Origin of the sequence: Ruminococcus sp. (genome assembly GCF_016287535.1) — a bacterium.
Classification (GTDB): Bacteria; Bacillota; Clostridia; order Oscillospirales; family Ruminococcaceae; genus Ruminococcus.
The window spans coordinates 1-22855 of record NZ_JAEFAJ010000029.1 but is presented as its reverse complement, the minus strand read 5'-3'; the positions used below and the strand labels follow the sequence as shown (position 1 = coordinate 22855).

The window sequence follows — 22855 nt, the reverse complement described above, 5'->3', positions numbered from 1 at the left end:
TTTCCATTATTAATCTATAAGCCACAATGTTCTGAGTATGCCGCACACCTCGTCAAGTCCGAGCCCTGCTATTTTTGCCGAATGTATGGCATTTGTAAGATCAACTTCAAGCTGTCGCATGAACTGCTCCTCAAGCATTTTCTTATCCTGGGCATTCACAAAATAGCCTTTTCCCTTTGAAGCAGTTACAAGCCCCTCCTCCGAAAGCTCATCATACGCCTTCATCGTAGTTATAACGCTTATTTTCAGATTCTGGGCAAGAACTCTTATAGACGGCAGCGGATCCCCCGCCTTCAGCCTTCCGGAGAGTATCTCCTCCCTGAGCTGTGAAGCTATCTGTTTATATATGGGTTCACTTGAATTCTGATAGATTTTCAATATGATTCCTCCTTTCGGTGACACATTCCGAGCTCAACTGTTTATGTGTTCTATAAACAGTATATAACAGTTAAGCCGATCTGTCAATAGTTTCAATCGCTAAATATGATACAAATTTTACCAGCGTTTTATGTACACATTCAATAAAATCATTTATTTTTCGTTTTCAGGGCAAAAAAATCCGCAGGTATTTATCCATACCTGCGGATCCGTTAAAATACAGCAGAAAAGCTCTGTATTACGTTATTTTTCATTATAATTCCGGTTTTCGTGGTCCAGCCGGCCGCAGCGGAGGAAATCCGCCGTTATCTGCGGTATACAGGCAATTTCTCACATTTTTGCCTGCCGCCGGAAAAATTATCACTTTACACGCTTATAAGAATAATATTATCATATAAATTTGAACATTTCAAGTTTCAACACATACAATTTTTCATGCAAATAATTGTATTATTTAGCGATTGATTTTTCGCATAAAATAGGGTATAATTAAAAAAATGGGTGAAATCATGCAATATATACACTGGTATACTCAAAAAAATAAAACATAATCAGACATCAGTATGTTTTTCCGCGGCTTTATGCCTTTCAGCTCCCTTCGGAACGCTGATAAGTATAACAGCCGGAAATGCAACATAAAATTCCAGAAGGAGGAAAAAACATTTTTACCGACTGTATGACCGCTTGAACAAGCACTCAGGAGAAGGGGAATCCTGCATTTTCTGAAAAAACCCTGTTTTTTCATTTTACCGCACTTTTCTGTTACGGAGAATGCAATATGCATAATAACATAAAAAGATCAATTATGCTCTTTTGATTCTTTTTATTATCAGTATGATCTCTGTCCCTGGTCTTTTATTTATGGAAAACTCATTCCGCACCGGCTCACGATCATATTAATTTCATCATTTTTTTATTTTCACTTATTAATCTGATAATCAAAAACAAGAATTAAACCTTACGTTCCCCACCCATGAACACCGTATTGAAATACGGCGTTCAGCACCAAAAAAGGAGTTTACTATGAAATTTAAAGTTATGGGTATCACCGCAGGCCGCAAAAACAGCAACAGTGAGATACTGCTGAAGGAAGCTCTCCTCGTCTGTCAGGAGCAGGGTGCAGAAGTGACCATGATAAATCTCAGGGATTTTAACCTTCTCGACTGCACAGGCTGCACCTCATGTACCATGGGTATGTCAATGGGCAAGAACACAGGCTGTGCCCTTGCAGACAAGGACGACAAGGACAGGATAATGCAGGTCATGCTCGATCAGGACGCTGTTATCTTCTCAGCTCCTACATATGCCCTTATGCCTTCCTCCCTGTTCCTTAAATTCATGCACAGAAATCTCGCTTACGAAACTGCCTTCCTTCAGAAAATAGGCGCTATACAGTCCCATGACCGTGTAGGCGCACTTATCGCGGTGGGCGGCTCGACCCGTTCATGGCAGTCCCTCAGCCTTGAATGTATGCAGATAACTACTGTTACTAACAGCTTCAAGGTAGTTGATATGTATATGGCTACAGGAGTTCCGGCTCCGGCGCAGGTGCTCCTCTTTGAAGAAAAGCTCGCCCGCGCAAGAGAAATAGGCGAAAATGTAATGAAAGCCCTCAATACTCCTCCGGAAGAGCGCAAGTGGCTGGGAGACCCCGATACCGGCTGGTGTCCGAACTGCCACAGCAACAGCCTGTGCCTCGGCGATACACAGTGGGGCGGTCTGAGATACCCCATAGAATGTACAGTCTGCGGCGCCGGCGGCGACCTCGTCAAGACCGAGGACGGCAAATGGAAGTTCGTTATCGCTGAAAACGGTCTCGAACGCGACCGTACTACAGAAGAAGGACGAGGCGTACACTGCGACGAAATAGCCGATGTTCAGGGCGGTTTCTTCATGGATCAGCAAAAACGTCAGGAAGTTGCGGAAAAGCTGCCCAAGTACACAAAGATACAGTTCAAGGGGCTCTGAGTTATGCCCTCAGCCGCGGGAATATGGCTGAAACGACAGAATATAAAAAAGTCATAGTATTTCACGATATGAAATACTATGACTTTGTTTTTTTCAGCAGCCGGAAATTAATCCTGCTTTGCGCCGCCCGATACTTCGTCTACATAAAAGTCTGTAAGACTGTCGGGTGACTCGATATAAAGCTGGAGCTTCTCAGCCCCCTCCGGGATAACGTATGCGGGATTCTCAAGGGTTATCCACTCGCCGCTCTTTGCAGGGGCAAGCGCCACCTCGTCATACTTCTCGCCGTCCATATTGTACTGCATGGTCATCTTCATCGTGACCTCTTCGCCGCTGTTCTGCATTACCTTCGCCTTGAAACTGTATGCCTCGCCGGGCTTGTAGGTATCACTGCTGAGCATTATCGCCGCACCGTTCCAGTTATCGGTCCTTCCGCTTACCGCCAGGCACTGCTTGCCCGCAAAAGCGTTCTCCTTGTCAACTGTTACAAGAGGTCCGCCTCTTGTTATCCAGTTCTCAACGCCCTTTTCAAAACCGATCTCAAAATAGCCTACTTCCTCTGGAGTGCTGTTGTCAACGGAGTTCATCTTTGCTATCGCATCATTGTCCACATCGACTTCGATATCATCAGCTTCGGCGTATGTTCCCTCTACCCTGAGCTCGTTTTTGTAGATGGTCGCCTTGCCCTGCGACTGGTATCCCTCAATATTGAGAGCTACCTCGTACATCTTGCCAAGTTCGAGCCCGCACTTCTTCCATGCGTCAAAGTGCTTGGATACGGATATGGTACCCTCTATCTTCGTACCGTTGGGCTTCGGCTTTTCCTGCCTTACGCTCCAGTACTGGTCAAAGGTCTGGATATCATCTATGGAAGGCTGTTCAACTCTTGTGGTCTTGTAGATATCATATACCGCGCCGTCTACCTTTACTGTGCCCAGCGCCATAGGTGCTCCGGGCGGACGCCATGTTCCCCATGATTCTACTATATAATACTCTATAAGAGGCTCTCTTGTCCAGCCGTAAACGCACATATACGAATTTCCGTCAGGCTGATAATCTACACCGTAATCGATCGATATATTTCCCATTTCATCGTAGGTCTGGGTGCAGTCGTACTTCTTTCCGCGTCTGAACAGAGCGTTGTTGATATTGCTCCACGCGCAGGAGAAGTTGCCGCCGCCGGGCTCAACGGTGAACGTGGTATCTCCGTTGTCCTTCCACAGCTCGTAATCATAGCCGTCAGCGGTGTCAGTTACATTCTCGGTAAATACAAGCGCTTTACTCTTTTCTGCTTCTTTTGCTGAAGTTTTTCCATCGGAATTACTGTTTGTACTGCTGCATCCCGCGGATATGCTTATCATACACACAGCAGCCGTCAGTGCCGAAAGTTTTTTGATAAAACCTTTTATCATCCGGTCTTTGTCCTCCGTTTCTGTTCATATTGCCTGACCGCATAAAGTCATAGCTATAATTTGATTGTATCATATACAAAAAATTTTACAAGTCATTTTTTGCGATAGCCTAATCGAATATTGCGTTTAATTTGTTTGAATGTCCTCAGTTTTCATCAGTAAAAAGCTGAAATCCCCGACCGCAATAATTGGCAGATGCGATCGTTCTTTAAGTAGTGAAAGTATCATTATGTTTTTTTATCTGATGCTTTTGCCTTTTTGCAGCTCAATGATCTTATCATCCCTTTAACCGCGCATTTAATCGACATATATTTTATATACAAGCCAAAAAAAGGAAGTTTGAGCTTCAGCTTCCTGCTGCGGAAATAATCATGCTTTATTATCTGTCTGCGCAAGGCATCATAGTATTTCCTGTGCTCTTTTCTTTCCTTTCCTGTGAGCATCGCATACATAATGAGAGCGCAGTTTGCGATCTCTGCGGTCTTTTCATACAATGCCCTTTTTCCGGGACACATCTCCCGATAACTGTCAAGTATCCTGATAAGCTCAACGGTACACACATAAAAGCCTTTAAAGCTCCTTGTATAGTTCTTTCCTGTCATTATTGAGCCTTCACGAACTCTCCTTATGTACAGCGGTTCATGCAAATGTCCGACTCTTCCGGCTTTCACAAAGGCAGCAGCTGTAAAAAGCTCATCCTCATGCATGATACCTTTGTAAAAGTGAAGCTTATTCTCAGCAATATAATCTGACCTCAGGAAAAGCATCGGAACACAGCTTGCATATTCATTGTAATTGTCAAGACGCAGAAGCATTGCCGGTCCGGATCCAACTCCGTGATCGCGGAGCCTTTCAAATTTATCACGCCTGTGCTCATTTTCTTCAATTTCATAAATATTTGTTCCATCAAAAAAAACGATCTGTAAATGCAGCCGTTCCGCAAAGCATACCAGCTTTTCAAGTGCATCCGCTCTCAGAAAATCATCGCTGTCCAAAAAATATATATACTTTCCATGAGAATTTTTCAAGCCGGTATTCCTTGCATCAGACAGTCCGCCGTTCTCTTTATGGATAACTGTGATCCTGTTGTCCGCAGACGCATATTCATCACATATTTTTCCGCTTTCATCAGCAGAACCGTCATCTACAAGAATGATCTCCAGCTCCTTATATGTCTGTGCAAGAATACTTTCAACACTTTCACGGAGATATTTTTCAACATTATATACCGGTACAACAACCGAAATCAAACTATTAACTGCCGGCATGGTTATTTATTCCCCTTTTTTATTTTCCAAGCATATTCTTCAGAAATGCTTTTACCCTTATAAATGTATCATAATCACAGAAATATGAACAATAATAAACTGCTCTTTCCGTTATTCCGTAAAGTCTGAGATGCGGTGAGATCGTTTTCCGGTACATTTTTTTATCACCGCTTATCAGATACCTGTAAGCTGTCTCTTTGATAGCTACAGCATAGAACCGTTTTTTCTGCTGCTCAGTAAACTGTGATATTTCATCAGAATATTTTTCTTTTATCATTTCAAAAGCTTTGATGTAACTGTCAACATTGCTTGAAATGCTTTTTTTGTTGAAATAATGATAATACCTGAACAGAGGCTTGCTTATATGACCTGCTTTATAATTCATGCATATCCTGTATTCCAGTTCCACCTCGTGTATTCGCGGCAGCTTTTCATCAAATCCGCCTACTTTTTCCAGAACACTTTTCTTTACCATCAATCCGCTGGTAATGCCCAGATAAGGAGTAATGAAATACTCGTTCTTTCCGCGGTTGAATGTATAGCGCTTCCTGAATTGATATGTCTTTTTCTCAAAGCAGTACACATTTATCCAGTCCGCTGATACGGCTCCATGATCCGGATGTCTTCTGAAAAAAGCTACCTGTTCACTCACCTTTCTGGGGAGCCACTCATCATCATCATCAAGAAATGCAACAAAGTCGCCATTTGCCACTTTTATACCAGTATTCCTTGCATAATTGGCTCCTTTTGTATCCTCCGGAGATATCCTGACATAGTTCACACGTTTATCCTTCTTTGAAAGCGCTTCCATATATTCCTGTGTATCGTCAGATGAAGCATCGTCAACAACAACGAGCTCCAGATTTTCGTAATCCTGCGATAATACACTGCCGATCGCTCTTCTGAGCATATCAATCCTGTTATGTGTAGTTATAACTGCCGATACCAGAGGTTTTTCCACACCGGGATCGTAGTTTACCGCTTTTTTCTGTGAATCCATTATCATTTCCTCCTTGTCAGCTTTTTCCGGCTGCCATAAGTGAATATTGGTCAATAGCTTCGCCGCAAAAAGCTGTATCATGCGCAATCGGATATTTATAATACTTTTTAAGTATACCACAATGCTCATTAAAAATCAAGCGAAACAGCCTGCGCATATACAGGTAAGATATCAGTATCATTTTTCACTGTGGGTAAAAAGTGACAATTGTCACCGAGAAAGTGACATTCATTACTTGAGAAAGAAGCACCGGATAAATATAATATAATCAACGACAAACACTTTGGAGGTGCTTTTATGAAAAACAAAAATATCTTTCAGAGCATAAGATGCGCTGCCCACGGTATCGCAGAATGTTATAAAAACGAAAGGAACTTCATGGAGTACACGGCTATCGCCCTTTTCATGCTTATACTCAATATCCTGCTACGCTGCGCGGTATGGGAGTATATCGTATTCTTTGCGCTGGTTACAGCCACTTTTTCGGCAGAGTTCCTGAACACAGCCATTGAACGTGTTATCGATACATATGATGATACCATCAGCGAAAAGAACCGCTTCATCAAAGACGCGGCTGCAGGCGGAGTCCTTATAATATCCGCGGCTTTCTTCGCATCTGAAGCTGTCATACTCATACCAAAAGCTCTGGCGCTGATAAAATGAGACTTGCTTCTGAAATAGCACAGATCTATGCAACGCTGATGTCAGTGATATTCGCAGGTGTGCTGAACATGATATTCGTGAAGCTGCCGGTATGCAGTGGTCTGAACAAGCCCATCGACAGAGGGTTATGCCTTAACGACAGCAGGCGGCTCTTCGGTGACAACAAGACCTGGAAGGGATTCTGGGGAATGGTCGCCTTCGGCGGCATATCTCAGGTGATCTGGACAGCGGTATGCTGTTCTGTACCCGCTCTGGCGGAAAAGAACCAGTTCATCGCCGCTCACGGCAGCAGCCCTGCGGTAAATCTCGGCGCAGGACTGCTCTTCGGACTGGCTTACGCTCTCTTTGAGCTGCCGAACAGCTTCATAAAGCGCAGGCTCGGCATTGCAGCAGGAAAAACGGACAAGGGCATTAGAGGCGCATTATTTTATATAATCGACCAGATCGACTCACTCCTCGGAGTAGTCCTCTGCCTCAGTCTTCTCTGCCCCGTCAGCTTCGCTCAGTACTGGCTTTACATTCTTGTGGGATTTTTTACACATTCGGCTGTAAACCTGATACTTTATGCTATCAGGATACGCCGCAACATCTAAGGGGGGGTAACTACCATGTTGAAACGACTCGATATCTACTTTAAGGAAATGTATCCGCTCCTGCCGCGGCTCATTCTCGGTTTTATTGTTTTCGGTGAGATATACTTCATCGTACTGCTCAATAACGGAGTCACGGATTTCAGGATATCATTAGCCGAATTCATAGGCGGCTTCACTGTGTTCAGCTTTCTGTGCTGGCTCAGGATAGCGGACGACTTCAAGGACTATGAGCTGGACTGCCGCCTCTTTTCACACCGTCCCCTCCCCTCGGGAAGAGTTACAAAAAAGGACCTCGCAATATTTATCACATCGCTTATAGCGGTAACTGTACTGCTCAACTTCGTTTTTCTCAATAACTTCCTGTTCTTCCTGTTCCTTTATATCTACGGCACTCTCATGTCGCTGTGGTTCTTCCAGAAAAAGAAGATACAGAAAAGTCTGCCGCTGGCGCTGGTGACACATAATCCGGTGCAGATGATACTGAATATCTATATCATTTCCTTCACCTGCATAAAGTACGGTCTTTCCGCGTTTACTCTCACAAACTTCCTCGCGATGATGACCCTCTATTTCCCGGCGCTTATCTGGGAGATATCAAGAAAGATAAGAGCTCCAAAGGACGAAACGGAATACGTTACCTACTCAAAGCTCTTCGGCTACAAAAAGCCGGTAAGATTCGTACTCATTCTCACTATAGTTGATATTGTAACGAATATACTCCTTGTGTACAGGCTCAGTATGTTATCCGTGGCAGCTCTGCTCATAAATACCGCATGGATGACCTATAAGTTCGTGGAGTTCATGGACGAGCCGGAAAAGTTCAGGCTCGTTGACAAGGTGGAAAAATACACATACATACAGGAGAGCATTATGCTCGCTACAGTTGCAGGCTATATCGCCTCACAGAGATTCGGGTTTAAAATGATATGATGATAACAGAGAATAATTTCAGGGAATACAAAACCGGCACAAAGGCGCAGAGACTTTTCATCATGCGTGAGAACGGTCTCAATGTCCCGGAGCTGGTCTGTGTTCAGAGCGCAGACAGCCTCAGGGACTTCCCTTTCGACAGAAACGGGCTTTACTCGGTACGCTCCTCGGCGGACTGCGAGGACGGCGCTTCAATGTCGTTTGCGGGACAGTTCAGCACCTGCCTTAACATAAAAGGTACAGAACTGGAAAAATACACTGCGAAATGTCTCGCTTCCGCAGAAACGGCTGAGGAGTACATGATAAGTATGGGCAAAGACCCGGAGGATACGCATATAACGGTGATAATACAGAAAATGGTAGCGTCGGAGCTCTCAGGCGTCATCTTTACCGCCAACCCTCAGGGCATTCTCAACGAGACGGTGATCGTCGTGGGAAGAGGTCTCGGCTGCAATGTGGTGGAGGACAGGACGGACGTTACGCACTACTATTACAATACCACCGACGATCTCTACTGCTATGAGAGACAGAACGATTCTCCCCTTCTCACCGATGAACAGCTAAAGGAGCTCATTGATATATCAAAAAAGATATGCGGTATCTTCGGCAAACGTCAGGATATAGAGTTCGCAGTCAGTGACGGAAAGATATACGTTTTGCAGGCAAGACCTGTGACCTCTCTCTCAGATGAAGCAGTGACCGTCCTTGACAGCAGCAATATCTCCGAGAGCTATCCCGGTATCTCCCTGCCAATGACGGTAAGCTTCGTCAGCGAGGTATACTATCAGGTGTTCAGGAGCTGCGTGAAAAGAGCTGCCAAAAACGACGGCACTGCCGAGCGCATTGACGCTTCACTGCGGAAGATGACCGATTGCGCAAACGGAAGGATATACTACCGCATAAGCAACTGGTACGATATAATCACCCTGCTCCCGTTCAGCCGGAAGATAATACCCGTATGGCAGGAAATGCTGGGCGTAAGGGATAAGGAAGTCACTCACAGCAATGAAAAAGCGGGATTAATGACCAAGCTGAGGGTAACGGCTTCATTCTTTCAGCTCCTCTCCGCAAACCGCAGGAACATGAAGGAGCTGGAGGAATACTTCGGCGATGTCTATAAAAAATATTCGGACGCCATAGCCGCTGCCGATGACCCGGAGGCTCTCCTTGAACTGTACGAAGGTCTCAGGGACGAGCTGGCTGAGCACTGGGACATAACTCTTGTGAACGACCTGTATACCTTTATCTTTACGGGGCTGCTCAAAAAGTGCCTTACAAGGAAGTACGGCGAGGAGGGTCCGGAGCTGACAAATCTCTTTATAGCGGGCAGCCGGGATATCGAAAGCATGAAGCCCGTGAAAATGCTGGCGGATATAAAGAAGTGCTTCACAGAGAGCGGCGCTCTCGAAGACCTCCGCTCAGTAAGAGACGAGGAGAGCTTTGAACGGGCACTTAAAAAGTGCAGCAGCGGCGCAAGGCTCATATCACAGTATATCAAGCTCTACGGCGACAGATGCCCGGAAGAGCTGAAGCTTGAAACAGTTACCTACCGCATGAAGCCTTATCTGCTTGCGGAAAATATCGTAAGCGCCGCTGAATGTGAAACGTCAAACACCGAAAAGCTGCCTGAGCATGGCTTACTCACGGAAATGTTCGCAAAACGGGCAGCTGCCGGAATAAAACTGCGGGAAAGCTCCCGTATGTCAAGAGGAAGGATATTCGGGCTGGTGCGTGAGATCATCAACAAGACCGCTGAGGCTCTCCGCGCTCAGGGTCGTCTCGGCAATGCCGAGGATATCTACTATCTCAGGTTCGGGGAGCTGTTTGAAGCGGTAAAACACAGGGATATGGAGCTCAGGGAGCTTGTGGAAAAGCGCCGTGAGACCTACAGGGGCTTTGAAAAGCTGCCGCTGTATTCAAGACTCGTCTTTACCGGCGAGCCCGTTGACAAGCAGCTTGCCGAAGCTTCAGCAGGCAGCGCGGTCAGCAGGGATACCCTCAGGGGGATACCCTGCTCCTCAGGTGACGCTGAGGGCGAGGTCCTCGTCGTGGACAAGCTCACTCCCGACCTTGACAGCGACGGCAAGATAATCGTCGCTAAAATGACAGACCCCGGCTGGGTATTCCTGCTCAGCAGGTCGGCAGGGATAGTTTCGGAAAGAGGCTCTCTGCTTTCTCATACCGCTATTATCTCACGTGAACTGAAAAAGCCCGCTGTGGTCGGAGTGAAAGAGCTTTTCTCATCAGTAAGGAACGGCGACAGGGTGCATATAAACGGTTCCACGGGCACGGTCACTGTCATTGAACGCAGGATAACTATGAATGAGGCGATATAACATGAAATATACCGCAAAAATAATCCACGCGGACAACAGAAAGGAACTATCTGAGTTTCTTTCGCTGCCGGCAAAAATATACAAGAAAAAGGAGCTCATGCAGGACAAGTCCGAGGAGACGGCTCTGCTGCGAGGCAGGCATATCCTTAGCAGGTATTTCAAAGTGTTCCCTGTTATCGTGAAAGACGAAAACGGTCAGACTGCCGGACGATGCGCCGTGACCATATATCCGGACCGCTCCTGCGCTTACTTCGGATTCTTCGAATGCATAAACGACAGCGATGCCGCAGAGAAACTCCTGGACTGCGCCGAAAGCATCGCGGTCATTGAGGGAAAGGATTCCCTCGTTGGCCCTGTGGACTGCTCTTTCTGGATAAGATACAGGCTAAAGACAGACAATTTCGGGGCTCCCTACACCGGCGAACCCTACAATCCCGACTACTATGCCGGTCTCCTTGAAAACTGCAGGTTCAGCTGCTGCGGCGAGTATATATCAAATCAGTTCGGCAGGATACCGGAGGAGTACAGGGACGGTAAATTCAGCAGGCGTCTGCCGCAGTTCATACAGAAGGGCTATGAGCTGAAAAGCCCTGACCGCAGCACTTTCAGCTGCGTACTCAGCGAGATATACAGGCTAATAATGGAGCTTTACAGCGACTTTCAGACCTTCAGTCCAATTACTGAGGAGGAATTCACGGCGCTTTACTCTCCGCTGAAGCATATCGCCGACTTCTCAATGGTCAAAATGGCATACTTCAAAGGAGAAGCTGTGGGATTCTTCGTGTCGATACCCGATATCGGCAATGCCGCAAGAGGAAGTCTCACGCCCTCAAAGCTGCTGCGGATACTCCGTACAAAGAAAAAATGCAGGCGTTACATTCTGCTATATCTCGGCATCAAGCCTGAGCACAAGGGGCTCGGCAAAGCCCTTACCGACGAGCTGTGCCGTACCCTCGCCGTCAACGGCGCGGATTCTGTCGGCGCTCTCATACGCGCAGGCAAGGTGAACGGAAGCTATTTCAGCAAGCTCGTCACGGAAAAATATACTTACCGGCTCTACAGCAGGGAGATATCCCGGCTGAAAGCTGAGAATTGAATAATAAGCTGTCTTATGTGCACTGCTCAAAGGACAGCTTTTTTTTCGTACCCATCCCGGCGGTCTGGGAGCTCTGGCTTTTTTCACGGCAGACGTTGATTTCTGACGCATTTCATGGTATAATTATTATGACATAGTATGAGCAAATCCGCAGCATAAAAGATCGTGGTCAGGGATCGTTTGGCATTGCAAACAAAATTTTTCAGAAAAATTTCTGAAAAGTCTAAGATAATCAGAAAATTTCTTCGTCTAATATATTGGAAGGCGAAATTTTCGGAAAGGAGCCTGTCATGGATAATGGTGCAAATATCTACAGCCGTTATCTTTCCGGTGATGATTCCGCTATGGGCGAACTTGTCCGCGAATACATGGACGGGCTCACTGTATTTCTGAACAGCTTTACCAATAACCTTTCAGAAGCTGAAGAACTGATGGAGGAAACTTTCTTCAGACTGGCTTATAAAAAGCCCAGATACAACGGAAAGAGCTCTTTCAAAACCTGGCTCTATTCCATTGCAAGGAACCTTGCTATTGACAGTCTGAGGAAACGCAAGGGCTTCACTACGGTATCCGTTGAGGAATGTACAGATCTTTCGGACAGTATGGATGTCGAAGAACAGTATATTACCGAAGAACGAAAGATCATAATACACAGAGCGATCTCAAAGCTCAGGGACGAATACCGTCAGGTGGTGTGCCTGATCTATCTTGAGGGCTTTTCAAACGCAGAAACGGCGATCATCATGAAAAAAAGCAATCGCCAGATCACTAACCTTTTATACCAAGCCAAACGAGCTCTCAAAGTTGAACTTGAAAAGGAGGGAATTACGTATGCGGGACTATGATGAAGTTACTAAAAACATTCTCAGACGGCGTGACGAACAGATAGCCAGAGACAGACGCAGAGCTATTATCTTTAAGCGCTGTGCTGCCGCAGCTGCCGGTTGCTGCGCTGCCGCCGTGATAGGTACTGGTCTTGCAAGGCATGATAGGAACATCCTTGCTCCGTCCGATATCACGGATATCCCGCCTGCTGTAACTACCACTTTCAGTTCTGACAATGAGAGCATAACAACCACATATAACTCAAACGACACTGCAAAGATCACAACGGCGTTGTCTGAGGCTGCTGCGGAAAATACCCGTAAACGGGCAAATGAAAATATAGTGACAAGCTCGGCTGAGTCCGACGCTTTCTGCACTGTCACTTTAAAAAACAATGAGAGTTCCGATACAGCGAGCAAAAACAACGCCGTAACATCTTCAGGACGTGTGACTGTACCGTCTGTGACAACAACAGTCACGCAGTCCGGCGTGTCACTCCATGAAGAGCGAATGGATATGCACAGGATCCCTGCGTTCCTGTCAGCTCTTACGGCTTCAATGTCTACTGTTTTCACAAATACCGACTTCGATTATCATGTGAATAGCGACAGGTATCCGAAACAGAAAAACGGTATCGAAAATATCCTGCGGAACGATCTCGTGACCGATCTTAACAAGGACGGCAGTTCCGATCTTACAGACTGCTATCTGCTCTCTCTCTACTGCATGGCAGCGGACGAGAAAGATGATACGGACAACGGGATATGTATCCCTGATGAAATAAATGCGGGCATCTCCCGCAATGCCGACTACAACAGCGACGGCAGGATCGGCTACGATGACTCATATATCCTTATATGCAATTATCTCCTGAACAACAGGATACGCTACAGCGACGTCCACCCGAAAACCTACGACCCGTCATTCAGCGGAAGCATAAATCTTCCGATGATCTATGACAGCAACGAGACCTCGTTCGCAAGAATGGTGAGCGATCTCTCCCACCAGCTGAGGATAGATCAGTACATTATCGAGGATATGGTCGATCAGAACATCACAGACCTCGACGTTAACGAAGACGGCGCTGTGGATATAACCGACTTCACATACCTCAAGATCAACGGCGACAATTACCTCGACAACTACGTTGTTCCCGTGGAAGGCGGATTTACAACAGCTCCGCGTCCTCACGTCATCGAGCTTCCGGACAATATCAGAAAGAACTGCGACAAGGTTTTCTACGCAAGACCTTTCGTATATTACGACAACGCCTATGAGGTATCGACCTTCATATCAGGTCTTGAAAAATACTTCGCTTCTCATATGATCCTTATGCCGGAATACTTCAATAACGATTACTACGAAGATATCGTTAAATACGCCGGTGAATACTCCATCGGAGACAACCTCCGCAGCAGCGCTGAGGATATAGGTATTATCCCCGAAGAGAACAGCTATTTCAAATTCGATAACGAATTGTTCGAGAGCGGTTTCAGGACATACTATGAAAATGTCCTTTCCGGCAGACAGTCTGCTCCTGATCTCAATATGGACGGTAATGTTGACCATAAGGACTACGACCTCGCCGGAGCTTATATATTTGAAGTCGCGGCGGAGCATGACGAAAAATCAGTGAAAATGCCTGCCGATGTGTGGAAACATATCAGCACAGAATGTGACTTCAATCAGAACGGCATCAGCGGCGATATCTATGATATATTCTTCGCTCAGATATATGTTCTCCTCAGTGAAGACGATTCTGCAAGCATTCCTTCAGGCAATACAGACTCCGACATCAGCCCTGATCTCATAAGCGGCGATGTAAACTGCGACGGCAGTATCGATATGGCGGACGCTGTACTTATAATGCAGTACCTGTCAAATCCGAACAAGTACCAGATCTCGGAGAACGGCCGCCTGAACGGCGATATTGACGGAAAAGTCAACGGTATCACACTTACAGATGTTCTGGCTATACAGAACTACCTGCTCAATATCGGTCACGACAAAGGCTGATATATCCGAATAAGTTTTTTACTCCTCATTACATAAATGGGCAGCCGCCTGAACCGGCTGCCACATTTTTTAGAGTATACCTTCCCAAATATAAAAAACAAGAAAGCCGTGCTGCCTAAGCACGGCTTTCCTGTTCTGATTTGTCCCTTACAATTCTGTTTTTGGAATTATATCAATCTGTGCGGCGCTTTGTGCAGATGCACCGCACAGATCAACATCGAAAAGAATTATGACATTGTCCAGCTGTCAAAGCTGAGATCACCGTTTGCGATGAAGTAAATGTCAGTTGCGCTGCCCGGAATATCCGCAAGCACTGTCTCGATCTCTGTCATAGAGCCGCCTGCAGGTATCTCGATATAGCTGATAGCGTCGCCTGTTCTTGAACCGGCTGTTACCTTGATGATAGCGCCGTTCTTTGAAGAAGCCTTGGCTGTAAGCACTCCGTCCTTGACATTGGAGAAGTCTACCTTGCTTACCTTAGCCCATTCGCCCTTCTTGAACTCTACTGTTGTGTCGCCTACACCTGATACGCTTATGCCCTTAGACTCGTTAGCCATTGTAGCTGCGCGTACTGTCTTTGTAGGATCAAGGTTCTCGATCTGCTTAACGCCGGTCATATCGCCTCTTGCGCTAAGTGTGCCGTTAGATGAGTTGTAAGTACACTCATTGAGCTGAGTTGAACGGTAGTTTCTGTCCTTGCCGCCGTTCATACGCATCTCCTGCTGACGTGAGTGGTATGCTACGTAGTACTTATCCTTGAAGAAGATTATCGAGTGGTGGTTGTTACCGCCGTTGTCGATACCCTGTGTTCCTGTGTTCTTGAATACGTTGCCCTTGAGCTGGCTCGATGTCCAAGGTCCGAGAGGATTGGTCGAGGTCATGTAAAGGATATCTGCGTTGCCGAAGCCTACGCCGTTGATATTCGTGCCGTTGGGAACATTCCAGTTAGCACAGTATGAGTAGTACCATGTGTTGCCTATCTTGATAACGCTGGAGTCCTCAAAGAGATAAGGCGTCTGCATTGTCTGAGGATTGCCGTCCAGTGAGATCATGTCCTTGCCGAGCTTTGCAACACGGCCTGTCTTCGGGTTGGAAACGTCTCTGTTCTCAACACCGCCGCCGAAGAAGATGTATGCTTCGTCTGTAGCCTCGTCGTAGTATACGCCGGGGTCGAACATCCATACAACGTCTGAGCAGTTAGGTGACTGACCTGTAATAAGTGCGTGGCCGAGAGGATCCTTCCAAGGACCTGTCGGGCTGTCGGCTGTAAGTACGCCGATACCGCCGCCGCTGTTAGCGAAGTAGAGGAAGAACTTAGGCTTGCCGTCGATCATCTTCCATGCAGCGTCAGGTGCCCATGAGCATGATGCCCAGCTTGCAGCACCGTTCTTTGTTCTGCCGTTTCTGCCTGCTACCGGGATAGCGCCGTGGTCTGTCCAGTTAACGAGGTCAGCAGATGAGATACAGTTGATAGTACCAACATCGTAGGAGTTCTCCTGTATAGTATTTCCGTTGTATTCAAATGCGTCATTCGTTGTGTAGATATAGAGTCTGCCGTCATATACCATCCAGCCGGGGTCTGCGCCGAAACGCTGTGTGGTAAGAGGATTGTTCTCATTGTCCTTCTTCCATGACTCTGCCAGTGATACGCTGCCGAACTTGCTTGCAAGTGCGGAGAGGTCAACATCGGGACCTGCCGGCTTGTTTACAGGGAATTCCTTGATCTTGCCAAGAATAAATTCCTGTATGCATACAAGGTCTGTTATGTCGAATTCCTTGCTCTGGTCAACGTCGGCTGCCTTCTGGGTCATTGAATCAGTGAAGCCGCCTGCGATAAGGCCTTTTCTTGCAACTATCATGTCAAGGGCATCGATCTGCTCATCGAAGTTGAGGTCGCCGGGTGTTACCTTGCGTACCTTGGGCTGGCCTGCGCCGTCTACTTCTGTGCCCTTGGGAGCTCCGATAGCCTCGTCGATATAGAAGTCAACATTCTCGGTGGTGTCTGTAGTCTCAACATAGATCTGAAGATCAGAAGCGCCGGAAGGTATCTTATAGCTTGTATTTGCCAGCTGTACCCACTCGCCCTTAGGTGCTGAAGCAAGTGCGATCTGATCGTACTTTGTTGATGAACCGTCAGAATACTGGAGTGAAAGCTTGAACTCCTGAGACTCGGAAGAGCCCTCTGTATAACAAGCGTTTACGGAGAAGCTGTACTCCTCACCTGCCTTGAAAGCACTGCCAAGCGCGAGGCTCGCACCGTTCCATGAGTTTGTTCTGCCGGTAACAGCAAGTGACTTGCTGCCTGCATACTTATTGCTGCCGCTTGCCTCAACAGAAGCCGCGCCTCTGCCGGACCAGCTGCCTGCGCCGCTCTCGAATGTATCGTGGAACCAGTAGCCATCCTCGTCAGGCTCGGACTGTACAACAGGCTGTGTGGTCGTCTCTTCCTCAGGATCGGGATTGGAGCCTGTTGTAACTGTTACCTTCTTTACGTTCGCAGAACCGTTGGATCTGTAGCCCTCGATATTGAGTGATACCTCATAGAGAGTACCTGACATATCAAGTCCTGCCTTTGACCACGCGTCAAAGTGCTTTGATACGTCGATAGTTCCGCTCATATTGTTCTGGGTGTTGTTCCTTGAGCCGCTTGTCTGACGGATGCTCCAGTACTGAGGGAATGTTGCTGTTCCGTCAAGTGATGGCTGATTGTAACGCATTGTCTTTGCGATATCATATGTATTTCCGTTGAGCGTTACAGAGCCCTTTCTTTCCGCTCCGTCTCCGGGCGGACGCCAGTCGCCCCAGCCTTCAACTATGTAATACTCCATAAGAGGATTCCTTGTCCAGCCGTATACACACATATATGAGTTTCCTCTTGGTGTATACTCTACATCATATGTTAATACGATGTTTCCGAAAGCTGTGTAAGGCTTCTTCTGGCTGTCGAAGTTCTTGCCCATACGTGCAAGGAAGTTTTCGATATTGCTCCATGAGCAAGTGAATGAACCTGCGCTGGGGTTCATCTGGGCATTGCCCGTTCCGTTCTGATTCCACATCTCATAGTCATAACCGCCGATGTTTCCTCTGGTCTGCTGGTCAGCAGCAATTGCTACCGGAATAGAGGGTATTCCTGTTGCGAGCATCAATGCTGATACTGTTCCGCTGATCGCTCTTTTTAGTGTTTTTAATCTCAAAATTCTCAACTCCTTAGTTTTATGTGTGTTTTTGCCTCTTGTTTATGTTTTTTGATATTCTGCCCTCTCATTCCTCCTTTTAGTTAAAGTGGGATATCATCCCCATCATAACCTATCATATTTTACATATATTATACACCGTAATCAAAGATTTGTAAAGATTAAACACAAAAAAAGCAATAAATGTTCAAACAAAGGCAATAATTGCAAAACGAACAGCAGCCTCTCCGGAAGTAAATAAATGCTGTTTTCAGCGAATAACCGGTGCGGAAACTTTATTGCCGTTCAGCAGCAGCCTGTGACGGGAACAGCAAGAAAAGACTGAGCTGAAATGTTCCGTGAAACTTCTGTGATAAAAAGTGCATCTGCTTGCATTTTTGCCGTCATTATGGTATACTATTATATGGAAAGCAAAAACAGGAAAGGTGGGAGTATCGTGCCGAAATTTTTTTACAAGCTGAAAAACGTCAGCCGCTCCGAGCTGATCGTAAAGGGGATATGCACACTTACTCTGCTCATATATCTGTATTGCGTACTGGATATAACTCTTCTCGACAGGACGCCCGGCCTGCACCGTCATGTACTCAGACCTTTATGGGAGGTACGCACAATGGTGAGAAGCGGCGAATTCACCTACTGGACAGGTCAGATAGGCGGTAATCTTATAATGCTGTTCCCACTCGGATTCCTGCTGCCGATAATGTCGGACAGATTCAGAAGTTTAGGTTCAGCCCTGATCGTCGGATTCTTTTTCTCGTTTTTCATCGAGTTCACTCAGTATTATACCGGAAGAGGCCTGTTTGAATCAGATGATCTTATGCATAACACTCTCGGTGCCTGCGCAGGCTGCCTTGTTTATATGATCATAAGCGACAGACTCACAAGAAATGAAAATGATACGGATTATTAACAGAAATAAATATGCGTAAACTCAAGCGCTCCCTGTACTTACAGTGCAGGGAGCGCTTTTTGTAATCAGAACAGGGACCGTCCCGTATAAGCCTTCACGGCTCATACGAAAGACGGTCCCTGATATATTGCAAGCAGAAAAAGTCCGGGTGTTGTTTGTTTTTATTATTGTTTGTTTTTGTTATTGTGTCTTTCAGGTATCATTTTGTTCAGAACGACTTGATCTCGCCCATGATGAATTTTTTCAGCAGTGAAAGATCATCGCTGTTTACAACGTCATCGCCATTTATGTCAGCCGATCCGAAAGACTCTGTCTCTCCGGAAAGAACCGCCTTTTTCATGGCACAGAGGTCATATACGTCGATCTTTCCGTCTCCGTTCAGGTCTCCTATGATGTAGTCCCTGACAGGATTGTCCGCTCTCCACCAGTTCACGTTGTAGAGGTAGCCTTCGCCGCCGCTGAATACAAAGTATACATCGTGCTTTCCGCTGGTCTCCTCTATATTGCAGGTCTGGGTGTTCCATGTCTGCCAGCCTCCTGAGCTCTGGATATCCATTTTACCGATGACCTTGCCGCCGGGATTGTCGATCCTTATCTCAAGCACTGCCTTTGCACCGTTTGAACCGATACGGAAGTCTATCTTCCTTGTGCCGGAGAGGTCGATATCCTTGTAGCCGATATACTCGCCGTTTTCGATATACGCTACATCAATTCCGCCCTCTGAGCAGTTCTCGTTGTCTGTACCGGAATTGTAATCAAAGCTTTCAGCCTGTATCACCTTGCCGAGCTTCTTGATGCCCGGTTTCGGAGCGGTAGTAGTTACAGTCGTTACAGGGGCTGTTGTCTTTGTCGTTGAAGCCGTTGTTGTCTTTGATGTGGTGGTAGTCGTCTTTGATGTGGTGGTCGTTGTCCTGGACGTAGTAGTAGTGGTCGTGGTCGTCTGAGATGAAAAACCGTAAACCGCTTCTACTGTGACATCAGACTCTATCCTGATCTTTATTGATGACGAATTCTGATCTCCGCCTGTGAGCGTTGCGCCGTTAAGGTTCCAGTGGGAGAAGGTCTTTCCCTCCACAGGCTCTGCTGTAAGATGGATATCGTAATCCGAATGGTATTTGCCGCTCCAGCTGTTTATTTTTCCGAGACTGAGCGTGTTCAGCTGTATACTTCCGTTTTCGGGGGAGTTTACGACTGTGAGCCTGTGAGGCTCAGCGGAAAGTCCCATAGCCGATCTCGTAGTGCGCTCAGCATAGCTATAGCGCTGCGCATAGAATTCGGTCACTGTTTGCATATCACCGTCAAAGCGTCTTCCGGCGTTTTCACCTGACAGGCTGTGTGAATGGAAACGCTCAAAGGTATCCATTACCTGCTGTCTGTACTTGTTCTTATAGAAGCTTATGACGCTGTTTGTTCTTTCAGTGTTGAAGTTATAGTTTGCAAGATCCATCATTGTCCTTGCGAACTTCATCTTAAAGCTCGGATTATTCAGAAGACCGTTGAACAGCCTTGCCAGCTGGCTGCCGTTTTCGCGTATACGCCTGTAGCAGTCGGCAGAAAAGACCTTGTCCTCCGTACCGTAGAGTCCCTGTCCTGATTCGGTATCGAAGAGTATCATTCTCCATTTGCCGTCAGCATAGGGATTGCTCTCGTCTATGACATCAGAGCGCCATACACTGTAGTTGTTCTGCGGCCAGTCAGCGTTCGCCCAGTATATCTGAGCCGCGAAATAGTCCATGAAGCCCTGCAGATCGACCTTGCCGCAGAATTCCTCAAAGGATATATTTCCGTTTGCCACACCGTTGCAGAGCTCACGCCAGTCCCTGAGATCGTTTTCCGTGCCCTCTTCAAGACTTCCGTTCTCGATCATGGCGATATCGCTTTTCTTGACGCCGTAATGATCGCTGAGATAGCTCTTGTTGATCTTTTCCATCATCTGATAGATGCCCCAGAACTCACCGTCGAGGAACAGTATACACTCTGTGGTAGCCTGAGACGCAAAAGCTCTGTCAGTGACAAGTCCCTGATTTATGCTGTCGCGGAAGAAAGCGCCGGTGTTGTCGTTGCCGCCGTTTCTGAGCACGATGCCGTCGTACTTCTTTATGGATTTTCCGTTCTTGGCTTTGACCGCCTTTCCTGAGAAGAAGTCATAATCGAATTCAGTCAGGCCGTAGTCCTTACGGGTATAGATATTGAAGCTCTTCTGGGGAAGCGCCCTTGAGAAAGCACCTTTTATACGGATACCCACGTTCTGGTCGATGACCTTTTCACCGTTCTCGAACATAGTGAATATAGCCGGGCGTTCCCAGTCCCTGCCGCTCATCTTGTAATTGGCAGGTATTTCCCACGCCCATCTGTCGCCGCCTCCCCTGTTCTCCTCATAGACACGTCCGAGGCAGTATATTCCCTTCTGAGCGTCAAAGAGGTTCGCGGGATCGGTAACGAGAGAAACGACCTTCATTTGCTTATTGTATCCTGAATTGGTTTTTCCTATGAAATATGTCTTTGTTACATATTCACTGGCGCGTCCCTCACTGTCCACGGCAACTGCGCGGATCAACGCTGCCTTGTCCACATTCTCACGGGGAGCCTCGGCACCGTCAGGTACTATGTCGGTGCGAGCGCTGAGGCGGTTCTGAGTATCAGACATATCCTTTATGGAAAGCGGCTCGGTATACTTCTTTGAGCCGTATACCGGATCACTGCCGTCCGTTGTGTAATATATGTCGCAGCCTTCGTCAGCAGTGAGCGTAAGCTTGAATTCGCTGTCATAGAAGCCGCTGTCGTGTGAGAAAACAGGAGTATGCACCGCAGCGCTGCCCTCAGGTGCGCTGTTTGCCTTACCGGGAGTGCATCTGAGCGTATAGAATTCTCCGCTGCCGTCAGGATACTGTCCGTATGAAGTATCGGACGCAAGTGCGCCGAAAGTTACCGTACTTGCTGTATTGCCGTTTTTGTCTGTAAGAACTATCGTCTCACCCGATGACGATAATCCGAATGGCGCGATTTTACTGTCATTGAGAGCGGCATCGCTGTCACAGTAGACTATCAGCCTGCCCTCAGCGGGGATATGTGTTCCTGAAGGGAACGCATATTTGAAAGGTTCTGTATCTTTGTCGGAAAGTCCCCACCCTGATATATCAGCTTCCGATTTACTGCTGTTGTAAAGTTCTATCCAGTCGTAAAATTTTCCGTCGTTTGCCTGATTTTCCGTGTTCTTCGGACATACCTCGTTAACAGTTACCTGTGCGCTGCCTTCGGCACTTGCCGGAAGGTATGCGGCGGTCCGGAATACCAGACCAAGGCACAGTATACCTGCGACGGTACGCCTTTTTGATGTGTTTCTCATTACTTCCTCCAAATTCCATTGAATTCACCCTCATAGTTCCTTTGTTAATTAAGATAAAGTTCTGACTTTTTCTGCTTGTTTGTCAGGTGTTTTATGTTATTATTTGCAACTTAATCATTATAACACACTTACAAGGCTATTTCAAGCCATTTATGGGATTTTTTCAGTAATTGTTAGAATAGTGTTTTTTCACTGTTTTTTGCAGTTGATAATCATATATTTTGCATAATATTTTATGACATTTCTACGCTCTGTAATATTTTGTACTGTTGAGATCAAAATGATACTCAGACAAAATGATTTTTGCTGAAATGTGCTTAAACAAGTTTTCTTTAAGTTTAAATTAAGAAATAAGATAAAGCAGCTTAATTGTCGCATTATACCGTAATATATATTTTAATGAAAACGTCTTGTATAAAATATATATCAGCATGGTGACTGCTTTGGTAAATTCTTGCACTCGTTGTTCCTGTTGCAGTTTCCTTTGCATTCGCAGTAGAATAGGCTGTAAAAAGCCTGTGTTTCGATGAGCAGCAGGAAGCTTTACCGCAATATCTGACAAAAATTTGAAACAATCGCAATTTTTGACTTGTATTACAAACAGGCTAAATAATATAATTATGTACAGAAAGACATACGAGCTCGTTCATTTTTCTGAGGGATCACTTAATCTTAAAATTTAACTCAGAAGGAGTGATCGAAGTGAGATCGAAAAGATTCGGAAAGATCATCACTGGCGCAGTTTCCGCAATGGTGATCGCGGCAAGCATACCTGCAGTTGTTTCCGCTGCTGACCAGCAGACACGAGGAAACATCGGCGGTTATGACTACGAAATGTGGAACCAGAACGGTCAGGGTCAGGTTTCAATGAATCCCGGCGCAGGCTCTTTTACCTGCTCATGGAGCGATATTGAAAACTT

At 46.4% G+C, this 22855-nt stretch carries 15 protein-coding genes and 1 pseudogene; 10 read left to right on the top strand and 6 right to left on the bottom strand.

Going from position 1 to position 22855, the window contains the following annotated elements; all coding sequences use genetic code 11:
- Positions 1–9 precede the first annotated feature (9 nt).
- Positions 10–378 carry a GntR family transcriptional regulator gene (locus tag QZZ36_RS10490; RefSeq protein ID WP_295081214.1) on the bottom strand — a complete coding sequence of 123 codons (369 nt, stop codon included), beginning with the start codon at positions 376–378 and terminating at the stop codon, positions 10–12.
- 1023 nt (positions 379–1401) lie between these two features.
- Between QZZ36_RS10490 and QZZ36_RS10485 the strand changes: the two genes are divergently transcribed.
- Positions 1402–2346: a flavodoxin family protein gene (locus tag QZZ36_RS10485; protein WP_295081212.1), complete on the top strand. Its 945-nt coding sequence runs from the start codon at positions 1402–1404 to the stop codon at positions 2344–2346.
- Between the two features lie 107 nt (positions 2347–2453).
- Here QZZ36_RS10485 and QZZ36_RS10480 read toward each other — a convergent pair whose 3' ends face one another.
- The 3 genes from QZZ36_RS10480 to QZZ36_RS10470 form a co-directional block, all read right to left on the bottom strand.
- Positions 2454–3758 carry a glycoside hydrolase family 11 protein gene (locus QZZ36_RS10480; RefSeq protein WP_295081210.1) on the bottom strand — a complete coding sequence of 435 codons (1305 nt, stop codon included), beginning with the start codon at positions 3756–3758 and terminating at the stop codon, positions 2454–2456.
- Between the two features lie 227 nt (positions 3759–3985).
- Positions 3986–5026 carry a glycosyltransferase gene (locus tag QZZ36_RS10475; RefSeq protein ID WP_295081208.1) on the bottom strand — a complete coding sequence of 347 codons (1041 nt, stop codon included), beginning with the start codon at positions 5024–5026 and terminating at the stop codon, positions 3986–3988.
- Positions 5027–5045: 19 nt separating this feature from the next.
- Positions 5046–6026 carry a glycosyltransferase family A protein gene (locus QZZ36_RS10470; protein ID WP_295081206.1) on the bottom strand — a complete coding sequence of 327 codons (981 nt, stop codon included), beginning with the start codon at positions 6024–6026 and terminating at the stop codon, positions 5046–5048.
- 297 nt (positions 6027–6323) lie between these two features.
- Here QZZ36_RS10470 and QZZ36_RS10465 point away from each other — a divergent pair, with 297 nt between their 5' ends.
- From QZZ36_RS10465 to QZZ36_RS10435, 7 genes are all read left to right on the top strand, one after another.
- On the top strand, positions 6324–6689 hold the full coding sequence (locus QZZ36_RS10465) for a diacylglycerol kinase (protein WP_295081204.1): 366 nt from the start codon (positions 6324–6326) through the stop codon (positions 6687–6689).
- A complete protein-coding gene (locus QZZ36_RS10460; protein WP_295081202.1) occupies positions 6686–7282 on the top strand; it encodes a CDP-archaeol synthase in 597 nt (198 codons plus the stop codon). The genes QZZ36_RS10465 and QZZ36_RS10460 overlap by 4 nt, the downstream gene beginning before the upstream one ends.
- 15 nt (positions 7283–7297) lie before the next feature.
- Positions 7298–8212 (top strand): UbiA family prenyltransferase, encoded by a 915-nt coding sequence (locus QZZ36_RS10455; protein ID WP_295081200.1) that lies wholly within the window; start codon positions 7298–7300, stop codon positions 8210–8212.
- Positions 8209–10548 carry a PEP/pyruvate-binding domain-containing protein gene (locus tag QZZ36_RS10450; protein ID WP_295081197.1) on the top strand — a complete coding sequence of 780 codons (2340 nt, stop codon included), beginning with the start codon at positions 8209–8211 and terminating at the stop codon, positions 10546–10548. The genes QZZ36_RS10455 and QZZ36_RS10450 overlap by 4 nt, the downstream gene beginning before the upstream one ends.
- Before the next feature lies 1 nt (position 10549).
- Positions 10550–11644, top strand: a complete 1095-nt coding sequence (locus QZZ36_RS10445; RefSeq protein WP_295081195.1) for a hypothetical protein — start codon at positions 10550–10552, stop codon at positions 11642–11644.
- A 290-nt stretch (positions 11645–11934) separates the two neighbouring features.
- Positions 11935–12489, top strand: coding sequence for an RNA polymerase sigma factor (locus QZZ36_RS10440; protein WP_295081192.1), 555 nt, complete (start codon positions 11935–11937; stop codon positions 12487–12489).
- Positions 12476–14485 carry a dockerin type I repeat-containing protein gene (locus QZZ36_RS10435; RefSeq protein ID WP_295081190.1) on the top strand — a complete coding sequence of 670 codons (2010 nt, stop codon included), beginning with the start codon at positions 12476–12478 and terminating at the stop codon, positions 14483–14485. The genes QZZ36_RS10440 and QZZ36_RS10435 overlap by 14 nt, the downstream gene beginning before the upstream one ends.
- Positions 14486–14712: 227 nt before the next feature.
- Here QZZ36_RS10435 and QZZ36_RS10430 read toward each other — a convergent pair whose 3' ends face one another.
- Complete coding sequence (locus tag QZZ36_RS10430; RefSeq protein WP_295081188.1) at positions 14713–17679, bottom strand: glycoside hydrolase family 11 protein; 2967 nt, start codon at positions 17677–17679, stop codon at positions 14713–14715.
- Between the two features lie 436 nt (positions 17680–18115).
- Between QZZ36_RS10430 and QZZ36_RS10425 the strand changes: the two genes are divergently transcribed.
- Positions 18116–18589, top strand: coding sequence for a VanZ family protein (locus QZZ36_RS10425; RefSeq protein ID WP_295081186.1), 474 nt, complete (start codon positions 18116–18118; stop codon positions 18587–18589).
- 208 nt (positions 18590–18797) lie between these two features.
- Here QZZ36_RS10425 and QZZ36_RS10420 read toward each other — a convergent pair whose 3' ends face one another.
- Positions 18798–21935: a CotH kinase family protein gene (locus QZZ36_RS10420; RefSeq protein WP_295081184.1), complete on the bottom strand. Its 3138-nt coding sequence runs from the start codon at positions 21933–21935 to the stop codon at positions 18798–18800.
- 702 nt (positions 21936–22637) lie between these two features.
- Here QZZ36_RS10420 and QZZ36_RS10415 point away from each other — a divergent pair.
- A pseudogene (locus QZZ36_RS10415) lies at positions 22638–22855 on the top strand (1,4-beta-xylanase); the annotation flags it as partial.